The organism is Aeromonas sp. S18(2024), assembly GCF_041402525.1.
GTDB classification, from domain to species: Bacteria; Pseudomonadota; Gammaproteobacteria; order Enterobacterales; family Aeromonadaceae; genus Aeromonas; species Aeromonas enteropelogenes.
This window is the reverse complement of sequence record NZ_JBGLQV010000005.1, coordinates 293500-303231: the sequence shown is the minus strand read 5'-3', so window position 1 is coordinate 303231 and position 9732 is coordinate 293500. Positions and strand designations below refer to the sequence as shown.

Below are 9732 nucleotides of genomic sequence, written 5' to 3'. Positions count from 1 at the left end.
ATAGCGCCGTGGAACCACCTGATCCCATGCCGAACTCAGAAGTGAAACGCGGTAGCGCCGATGGTAGTGTGGCATTCGCCATGCGAGAGTAGGACACTGCCAGGCACCCAATTAAACAGCGATGTGCAAAATCACATCACTGGCTGCGAGGATGACACCTCATAAAGAAGCAGCAACAGCTTTAGCGAAAGCTAACCGAATGCGGAGCGGTAGTTCAGTCGGTTAGAATACCGGCCTGTCACGCCGGGGGTCGCGGGTTCGAGTCCCGTCCGCTCCGCCACTAACAAGAAGCCCAGTCGACAGACTGGGCTTTTTTTCGTTTTTAAGGCCTTCCCGTTAGGGAAGGCTTTTTGTTTTCTGCGTATTCTTTCGCCTTTTTATGGCCAGTTCGACGATAGATAACGATTCCTGATGAGCTCGTATAATCTGCAGTTTGGCCTCAAATAGTCTCCAGTTGCTCGTTTTATCATCTTTTTTAAGGATGCCGGAGGGGCGGAAAGCGACTCTTGTGGCTGGTTTACTTTTGGCCGATCTAGGTCCGTGGCGCGTGATTAGGGTTGTATCTCGCTTATAACTCGGTAGAGTAAGGACATCTTGAGTTTGCCTGCTCCGCGCTCTCTTGTCGGAAACCAGGCGTAACTTGGCCAGTTTTTATCAACCTTACGTCAGTGGTATCGATATGGAACAAGTAAACAAGTCCACCTTTAGCGATGTACTGGAATATGTGCGTATGTCCCGTCGCCAGAACAAACTCAAGCGTGAAATTGCGGATAACGAGAAGAAGATCCGTGACAACCAGAAGCGTGTGCTGCTGCTCGACAACCTGAGCGATTACATCAAGCCGGGCATGAGCATCGATGAGGTGCAGGCCATCATCGCCAACATGCGCGCCGACTATGAAGAGCGTGTTGATGATCACATCATCAAAAATGCCGAGCTCTCCAAGGAGCGCAAGGATCTGAGCACCAAGCTCAAGAGCATGAGCTCTCACAAGTAAGCACGATTGAATTGAAAAACACCGGCCATTGGCCGGTGTTTTGCTATCAGCTCGGATCTCTGCAACTCCTGCAACAATCGACTCCCCTTTTTAGAATTGCCCTGTTACCATCATTCCAAAGCGGTTAATAGTTTCAAGCCATTGACTTGAAAAGACTAAGCTTGAGAGTAACACAATAAATTGCGCAACCATGGTGGGGCTGATATGGGCGCATCAAAGCAGATGGATTTGACACAAGTGGCATCTCAAGAATCATCCATACCGACCTCGGACGCGCATCCGAAACGCAAGCGTCGTTCCTGGTGGCGCTGGCTATTCTGTTTCCTCTTTTTATCATGCCTGGGAGCGGCGATAGCCCTGATCGGCTACGAGATGAAAACCTCGAAGCTGCAGTCCCGGGAGATCTCGCGCTATGCCGCCACCCTCACCTATCAGGTCGAGCCTGGGCCGAGCAAGCAGATTGCCTTTCCTGACGACGGTCCATTCGACAAGCGGCTGGGTTATGTGCTGCTGCCGATGATGCAGGAGCGCCTGTTGCAGCGCGGTTATCAGGTCAGTCAGCAGGTGCATTTCTCCGACGCACTGTATGACTATGCCAGCCGTGGCTTCTTCGTCCCCTATACCGAAAAGGTGCAGGCCGGGCTGACGCTTCACGATTGCCGCGCCGAGCCTTTCTATCAGTTCAAGTATCCGACCCACCATTACCCGGATTTTGCCTCGATCCCGCCGCTGATCATCCAGTCACTGTTGTTTATCGAGAACCGTGATCTGCTGAGCACCAAGGAGCCGCTGGCCAACCCGGCGGTGGATTGGCCACGTTTTGCCAAGGCGGCGCTCTCCCAGGTCGGCAAGGCGCTGGACATGCAGGAGCAGTCGGCCGGTGGCAGCACGCTCGCGACCCAGGTCGAGAAGTATCGCCACTCTCCGGATGGCCTGACTATTTCCCCGACCGAGAAGATCCGCCAGATGGCCTCCGCCAGTGTGCGGGCCTACCGGCTGGGGCCGGAGACTCTGGAAGCGCGCAAGCTGGTTGCCTGGGCCTACCTCAACTCGGTACCGCTCTCGGCGGCGCCCGGTTACGGTGAAGTTCATGGTCTGGGGGATGGGCTCTGGGTCTGGTTCGGTGCCGACGTCGACGAGGTAAACCGGCTGCTGGATCCGTCGCGCAACCAGGATTCCTCCCTGGCCGATCAGGGACTGGCCCTGCGCCAGGTGGTTTCGCTGATGATCGCTCACCGTCGTCCTTCCTACTATCTGGCGCAGGGGCGCGAGGCACTTGCCGAACTCACCGACAGTTATCTGCGTCTCTTCGTGCAGGAGGGGATGATCACCCCGCCGCTGATGGAGGCGGCGCTCAAGGCCAAGATCAGTTTCCGTGACTTCCTGCAGTCACCGGCGGTCACCAAGGTTAATAACAACAAGGGATTGCAGGTGGCCCGTACCCGCTTGAGCCGTCAGCTCGGGGTGCAGCTCTATGATCTGGATCGGATGGATCTGACCGCCGATACCAGCCTCAACATGCCGCTGCAGACCGAAGTGTCCCGTTATCTGCACCAGCTCGCCGATCCGGCATTTGCGGCCGAGGTCGGGCTGTTTGGCGAGCGCCTGCTGTCGCCGGAGAAGACGGGGGATGTGCGCTACAGCTTTACCCTGTTCGAGAAGTCTCCGGAAGGGTTCAAAGTACGGGTACAGACCGACAACACGGATCAGCCATTTGATATCAACGAGGGCTCCAAGCTGGAGCTGGGCTCTACCGCCAAGCTGCGGGTGTTGACCACCTATCTAGAGATAGTGGCCGAGCTGCACGACAGCTATGCCGGCATGCCCACCGCAAGCCTGCGCAAGCTGGCTGACGCCTCCCAGGACAATCTCAGCCGCTGGGCCATCTCCTACTTGATGACGGCCAAGGACAAGAGCCTGCCGGTGATGCTGGAGGCGGCGCTGGATCGCAAATACTCCGCCAGCCCCTATGAGGGTTTCTTTACCGGTGGCGGCATGCACACCTTCAACAACTTCCGCAAGGAGGACAACGGCCGGATCCCGCCCATCCGCGATGCGCTGCGCGAGTCCATCAACCTGCCGTTTGTCCGCCTGATGCGCGATATCGTGCGCTACAGCCTCTACAAGGAGGGGAATCGCGCCCAGTTGCTCAAGGATGACAAGGATCCCCGTCGTCAGGAGTATCTGGCCAAATTCGCCGACAAGGAGGGGCAGACTTATCTGCTACGCTTCTGGCGCAAATACCGCGGCAAGACCCCGGATGAGCAGCTGGATACCTTCCTCGACGGTCTGAAGCCCAGTGCGGTGCGACTGGCGGCGGTGCACCGCTACCTGTTGCCCAATGCCGACGAGGCCACGTTTGCCGCCTTCCTGGCCAAGCGACTGCCGCGGGAAAAGCTCAGCGACAAGCGGATCAACCAGCTCTATGTCAGCTATGGTCCGGGCAAGTATTCGCTGCCGGATCAGGGCTATATCGCCAGGGTTCACCCGCTGGAGCTGTGGCTGCTCGCCTACCTCAAGGAGTTTGACAAGGCGACCTTCGCCGATGCCGTGGCTGCCAGCCGCGACGAGCGTCAGGAGGTCTACAGCTGGCTGTTCAAGACTCGCCACCGCAGCGCCCGTGATACGCGGATCCGCACCATGCTGGAAGTCGAGGCCTTCCTCGATATTCATCAACGCTGGGCCAAGCTGGGCTATCCCTTTGATCACCTGGTGCCGTCGCTTGCGACCGCGCTGGGCAGCTCGGGGGACAGGCCTGCCGCGCTGGCAGAGCTGATGGGGATCATCCAGAACGGAGGCGTTAGGGCGCCGACCCTGCGCATCGAGCACCTCTCGTTTGCCAAGGACACGCCGTTCGAAACCGAGTTTACACCGGCCCAGAGCGAGGGGACCCGGGTGTTGCCTGCCGAGGTGGCGGCGGCCCTGCGCAATGCGTTGTCGAAGGTAGTGGAAGGGGGCACGGCACGGCGTATAGCCGGGGCCTTCGCCTTGCCCGATGGCACTGTGCTGCCGATGGGAGGCAAGACGGGGACGGGGGACAACCGGATCGAGACGGTGGGGCGTTATGGCAACGTGACCAGCTCGCTGGCCCGCAACCGTACCGCCACCTTTGTCTTCTATCTGGGAGACGACCATTTCGGCACCCTGACCGCCTATGTGCCGGGCAGCCAGTCCGACAAGTTCCGCTTTACCTCGGCGCTGCCGGTGCAGGTGCTCAAGGGGATGGCCCCCTTGCTGATGCCCTACCTGCAGCCTGGCTCACACACCCAGTGCCTCGCAGACCGCTGAGTCAGACTGGATTGGCATAGCAACATAACAAACGGGGGGAGGCCAGCTGGCCTCCCCCCGTTGCGTTGTGCCTCTCAGGCGATGAGGCAAGCAGGCATGTCAGGCGTTCAGGACGAATTGCTCGATCACTTGGGCGACGCCATCTTCATCGTTGCGCGCGGTGATGTGTTGTGCCAGCGCCTTGATCTCGTCGGTAGCGTTGCCCATGGCCACTCCAAGGCCGGCATATTCGATCATGTGGCGATCGTTGCCCGCATCCCCCACTGTGATCACCTGCTCCGCCGTCAGTCCGAGATGTTCGGCCAGCGCAGCGACTCCGGTTCCCTTGTTGCTCTGCTTGTTCATGAATTCGAGGAAGAAGGGTGCGCTCTGTACTACGGTGTAGCGCTCATGGAGTTCGCCTGGCAGGCGCTCGATGGCGCGGGCCAGCTGGGGCGGCTCGTCGATCATCATCACCTTCATGATCTGCTCATCGCTGGGCAGGGTGGCGAAATCCAGCAGATTGATGGGCATGCCGATAAGGCGTGACTCGTGTTCGGTGTAGGTGCTCACCTTGGGGCTGATGAGCCCCCGGGTCACCGAGAAACCGTGGATGTTGACTTCCAGCTCGTTGGCCAGCCTGGCGATGGCACTGGCATCGGCCCCGGTCAGCAGCTGGCTGCGGATGATGCGCTGATCGGCGACCTGTTGCACCAGGGCGCCGTTGTAGCAGATGACGTAATCATCCTGCCCGGTGAGGCCAAGCTCCGCCAGATAGTGGCTCATGCCCTCCAGCGGGCGACCGGAGGCCAGCACCACAGTGACCCCCTTGGCGCGGGCGGCCCGGATGGCGTCATGGGTGCGGGGGGTGATCTGGCCCTGCGGGTTGAGCAGGGTGCCATCCATATCCAATGCGATCAGCTTGTACATCTCTCACTACCTGAGTCTGGGTGGCCCGCCCTATGGGGCCAAGGAAGTGGCGAGTGTAGCGAAAATCGGCGGCGGGATCACGGCTGGCACTGCTGTGGCACGGGATGGATTACTTGCGCCTCTCGTAGGGGTTCATCAGCAATTGATCCTCGCGGATGCAGAAGTGGATGGGGCCGTGCTCGATATCGACCCGGTTGTGGTGGTGGGCCATCTCCACCTCGACACCGGGGAAGAGGTGTTGGGTGGCGATGATATCCATCTCGGCCATCAGTTTTTGCAGCTCTTCGTGATTGGCGGCCAGCTGGTCGCTGAGCTGATTCTGCTCGGCCAGCAGCTGGTCGCGGATGGGTTTGAGTTTGCGCAGTGTTTCCGGGTTGCGCTTGTCGCTCGGCAGTTGCACCAGTCGCATCACCAGCTCCTTGAGCTTGTCCAGCTGCTGTTGCCCGGCTTGCTGGCGTTGCTTGAGCTGCTGCTCTTGCTCCTTGTGGGTGAAGTAGCCCCCCAGGATCTGCAGCCGGGTCTGGTTGCCTGCCGAAGCGCCCAGTACGGGGGAGATGATGAGACGATTGGCAATGCTGAGCCCCCCCAGCAGATTGCCTTTGCGCATGGCGCTGTCGCCGACCCTGATATCCTGGCCGCTACGGCTGTAACAGTGGCTGAGCTGGCTCTGGATCTGGATATTGCCGCCCGCCGCCAGCTGGGTGTACTGGGCGTAGCTGGCGTGGATCTCTCCCTGGGCATTGAGCTGGCAGAGGTACTCCCCCTGCTCGTTGCGTCGCCCTATGATGCCGTGGCGCACCGTGATGCTGCCACCGGCTTCAATCAATCCCCCCTCGATAAAGCCGCCGACGACGATGTCGCCGCTGACGGACACCTTCATGCCCGGGTTGATATCGCCGCTGACGATCAGCCCCCCTTCGAAGGTGATATGGCCGTGGCGGGCATCCACCTGCTTGACGCTGAGCACCTCATCCACCTTCATGCCGGACTTCTCGCGGCAGGGTAGCCCGGCGCGGCTGGCGATCAGTAGATCGGGATCCTCCTGGGAGAGGAAGGTGCCTTCTCCCGCCATCATGGGGGAGTCCTTGCCATGTTTGGCGGGCAGCTCCTGCCCGGTCACGGTAAATCCCGGGATCCCCGCAGTTGCCGGGTGGCGGCGCATCAGCTGGGTACCCGCCTTGACGGTGACGATGGAGCCAAGATCCCGCAGGTCGACCTTGCCGTACTCCCGCTCCTGGGGTTTGAGGATGCGTTCGGCCGGCGTCTCCACCAGTCGTTCATAGCGGGTGTCCTGACCATTGACAGCTGGCTCGCCGCGGGCCACGACCAGTTTGAGCAGGCTGCCCGGGCTGGCCTCCTTGGCGGACTGGATGGCCTCCATGAGCAAGGGCTCGCTCACCCCCTGCTTGATCTCGCTCTGGGCGATCACCTCCTGCAGCTGCTCCAGCGTCAGGTACTTGCCACCCCAGTCGGCGGTGATCTGGGCAATGCCCTTCATCCGGTCTTTCTCCACCAGAATGGTCACCCTGGCATCGTGCCGCTGGGCGATGGGGATGGGGGTGGTAGAGACAGGGGCCGCCGGATCCGCCAGCAGGGTATTGAGCAGGGCGATGGCCTGCTTGATCCCCTCGGTGAGTGGTTGGTAGCGGCGACAGTTGGAGGCGAGCAGCAGGCTCTGCACATCCTGCTCGGTGACCGGTTTGGTAAGGCCGGCGGCGATACGCAGGCAGACCTGTTCCATGTCGCTTGATAGCAGCAGCCACTCTTTGCGTAACACTCGCTCTCCTTGCCGACTCAGGGGTGTTGGGCCCCGCTGGTCATTTACCAACCATTCAATGATGGATTATTCGATATGTGCCGGCAGTATCCAGAGATTTCTTCTGTTTGGTCAATGCATTAAGTGCGAATGAGTGATGCAGGCTGAAGAATTTCGGACGTCGGTGGAACGCGTATCCGCCCCCCAGGCAAGGGGACGGCAGAGCCCGTGGTCAGTGCCGCTGACGGCGTTGGCGGGTGGGGGATAGGAAATGCCTATGAGCGAAGTTGCGCCGTTCGGACCATGGTCAGATAGTCACCCAGTTCGGGCAGCCCTTGCAGGTGACGGCGCAGCATATCGAGAGCGGCGAAGGCGAGGATCTTGCGAAGGCTCTCCTGATCCGGATGGCTCGCCTTCAGCATCTGGCCAACCTGATGACCATCGGCGCAGAGCAGTAGCGGTACCCCGTCCGGGCCAGCCCGACCTATGGTGAGGCTCAGCCCGCTGGCGGAACCTGTCAGCTGCGCGAGATCGTCGCTCAGGGTGTGGCTGAAACCGGCTTCCAGCGCGGGGTGGTCATGACAGAGGGCGAGCAATGCACCCCGGCTCTCCCCTTCCTGCAGGGTGAGGGGGCGCTCCCCCAGCAGCGCCAGGATCTGCCGGGCGGGCTCCTCGTTGCCGCGGCCCACCAGCCAGGGTTGGATCTCCCCGAGCAGGCGCACCTCGGCGCCATTCATGTCTGCCGCGCTGGCACCGTGCCCAATGAGCTTCAATTCGATGAGGGGCATGGAGGAGCGGTAACCGAGCTCGATGCCGGCTGGCCAGGGGGCCGCATCCAGCTTGTCGCTGAGGGCTGATTCCGAGATGCCGAAGGTGTAGAAACGGCGCAGTTCGGTGTCCGTCTGCTCACCCGCAAGGGATTTGAGGCGCGGCAAAATCTGCTCGTGCACCATCTGCTTGAACTCGAACGGCACGCCCGGGGTGAAGAAGAGCCGGCTCTGGCTGTGGTTGCTGGTATGGCTGACCACAAAGCCACAGGCGGTACCGACTGGATTGTCGAGGAGCTCGCACCCTTGCGGCAGCCAGGCCTGCTTGGTGTTGCTCTGAGGCATGATCCTGCCCCGGCTGGCGTAGCGGACCTGGATGCTGGCGAGCCACTCGGGGAACAGGGTCAGCGGTTGCCCGAAAGCTTCGGCGGCCGCCTGGGCGGTGAGATCATCGGCGGTGGGACCCAGGCCCCCGCATACCAGCACCACATCGGCGCGGCTCGCGCTCTCCAGCAGTGCGGTTTTCAGATCGGCGAGGTTGTCCCCGACCGTGATGCGGCGGCGCACTTGCCAGCCCTGTTCCAGCAGCAGGGCGCTGAGCCAGGCGGCGTTGGTATCCACCACCAGTCCCGTCACTATCTCGTCTCCGGTGCTGATGATTTCGATGCGCATGGCGGGCTCCTCGGGGCTGGGGGGTAAAGGGGTCGTGAGCCGTGGCTGGCTATCAGGGTTTGTTGTGTTCGAAGTAGTAGCTGATCCGGGTACGCGGATTGAGGTACTCGAAGACGGCAGGGGGCAAGCGCTTGGGATGGATCACCTTGGCGATGGTCAGCTCGACCTGCTGCAGGTCGATGATGGCCGCCTCCTGGCGCGGAATGCGCGGGTCATACACCAGCACCGAGGGGTAGAGCAGACGGGAGGTATTCACCGACATCACCAGGCCGACCTGGCCGTTGGAGAGCTGCACCACGCTGCCTGGCGGGTAGATCCCCATCAGCCGGATCAGCATGCCGAGGTAGTCCGGATTGAACTGTGCCTTGCGCTGCTTGTAGAGGCCGCTCAGGGCCGAGTAGGGCACCTTGGCCTGGATATGGCAGAGATTGTCATACTCGTTGATCAGCGACACCATCTGGGTGAGGGAATCGAGCTGCCCCCCCTTGAGCCCTTCCGGCCCGCTGCCATCCAGGTATTCGTGATGGTGCAGCACGATGCCCTTCGCCTCGGCCGGGAAATCCTTGGCCAGGTTGAGCAGTTCCAGCCCGTAGCGCGGATGCTGGGCCATCAGGTTTTTTTCCGGCTTGGTGAGGGGCTCGGTCTTGCGCAAGATCTGGCTCGGGATCTTCAACTTGCCGATGTCGTGGAACAGGGCCCCCATGCCGATCTGGCGGATCTGCCCGGCGTCCATGCCGCACTCCCTGGCCAGCAGCATGCTGAGCACGCTGACGTTGAGGGAGTGGAAGTAGAGGTTGTTGCCATCCTCGCTGTCTGAGACCAGGTGCAGCACCATCTCGTCCACCGCCAGCAGCTGATCCGTCATGGCGTTGACCAGCTCCTGCGCCTCGCCGATGGCGTTGAGGGGGCGGGACTGGATCTTGCTCATCACGTTGCGCACTTGCGCCAGGGACTGCTGGAACTGTTTCTCGCACTGCTGCAGGTTGCGCCGGTACTGCTGCAACTGTTCGATGCGGCGCAGCTTCTCCTGTTGCATCTGGATCTGGCGCAGGGCTGTGTCCGGCCCTTCGCTCGCTTGTGCCTGAACCTGGCTCAACGGCTTGGGCGGCGCGTCGCTCTTGTCGGGGATGATGGTCACCAGCTTGAGGCCAAGCCGGCGAATGAGCTCGATCTCCTCTTCATTCTTGAGCTTGAAGCTGGAAAACAGGAAGGGGTGTTCGCGCCAACCCAGTGGCAGAGAGACGAAATTGCCGACCTGCAGTCGGTCTACGGAGATCTTGATACCAGTCATTGTCCAGGCTGCGAGAGACACACTGAGCCGTATGCTAGTCAAACGCGGGATC

At 60.9% G+C, this 9732-nt stretch carries 6 protein-coding genes, 1 tRNA gene and 1 rRNA gene; 4 read left to right on the top strand and 4 right to left on the bottom strand.

The window, feature by feature from the left end; all coding sequences use genetic code 11:
- The 4 genes from rrf to ACB034_RS11385 form a co-directional block, all read left to right on the top strand.
- A 5S ribosomal RNA gene (gene rrf, locus ACB034_RS11400) occupies nt 1-105 on the top strand; the annotation flags it as partial.
- 98 nt (nt 106-203) lie between these two features.
- A tRNA-Asp gene (locus tag ACB034_RS11395) sits at nt 204-280 on the top strand.
- Between the two features lie 399 nt (nt 281-679).
- Nucleotides 680-997: a PTS system regulator TmaR gene (gene tmaR / locus ACB034_RS11390; protein WP_026458211.1), complete on the top strand. Its 318-nt coding sequence runs from the start codon at nt 680-682 to the stop codon at nt 995-997.
- 204 nt (nt 998-1201) lie between these two features.
- On the top strand, nt 1202-4285 hold the full coding sequence (locus ACB034_RS11385; protein WP_371172864.1) for a transglycosylase domain-containing protein: 3084 nt from the start codon (nt 1202-1204) through the stop codon (nt 4283-4285).
- A 99-nt stretch (nt 4286-4384) separates the two neighbouring features.
- On the opposite strand, the gene yidA is transcribed toward ACB034_RS11385, so the two are convergent.
- The 4 genes from yidA to ACB034_RS11365 all read right to left on the bottom strand — a co-directional run bounded on the left by yidA (nt 4385) and on the right by ACB034_RS11365 (nt 9680).
- Nucleotides 4385-5194, bottom strand: coding sequence for a sugar-phosphatase (yidA, locus tag ACB034_RS11380; RefSeq protein ID WP_042025796.1), 810 nt, complete (start codon nt 5192-5194; stop codon nt 4385-4387).
- A gap of 109 nt (nt 5195-5303) precedes the next feature.
- Nucleotides 5304-6971 carry a DUF342 domain-containing protein gene (locus ACB034_RS11375; RefSeq protein WP_371172863.1) on the bottom strand — a complete coding sequence of 556 codons (1668 nt, stop codon included), beginning with the start codon at nt 6969-6971 and terminating at the stop codon, nt 5304-5306.
- A gap of 254 nt (nt 6972-7225) precedes the next feature.
- Nucleotides 7226-8389 carry a competence/damage-inducible protein A gene (locus ACB034_RS11370; RefSeq protein WP_371172862.1) on the bottom strand — a complete coding sequence of 388 codons (1164 nt, stop codon included), beginning with the start codon at nt 8387-8389 and terminating at the stop codon, nt 7226-7228.
- Between the two features lie 52 nt (nt 8390-8441).
- The gene (locus ACB034_RS11365) at nt 8442-9680 is read right to left on the bottom strand and encodes an HD-GYP domain-containing protein (RefSeq protein WP_225633953.1); all 1239 of its coding nucleotides are present in this window, start codon (nt 9678-9680) and stop codon (nt 8442-8444) included.
- Nucleotides 9681-9732: the final 52 nt, after the last annotated feature.

Bases quoted from the DNA above. Each gene is read 5' to 3' on its own strand.
- ACB034_RS11385 (WP_371172864.1), top strand. From the start codon at position 1,202: ATGGGCGCATCAAAGCAGATGGATTTGACACAAGTGGCATCTCAAGAA.
- yidA (WP_042025796.1), bottom strand. From the start codon at position 5,194: ATGTACAAGCTGATCGCATTGGATATGGATGGCACCCTGCTCAACCCG.
- tmaR (WP_026458211.1), top strand. From the start codon at position 680: ATGGAACAAGTAAACAAGTCCACCTTTAGCGATGTACTGGAATATGTG.
- ACB034_RS11370 (WP_371172862.1), bottom strand. From the start codon at position 8,389: ATGCGCATCGAAATCATCAGCACCGGAGACGAGATAGTGACGGGACTG.
- ACB034_RS11365 (WP_225633953.1), bottom strand. From the start codon at position 9,680: ATGACTGGTATCAAGATCTCCGTAGACCGACTGCAGGTCGGCAATTTC.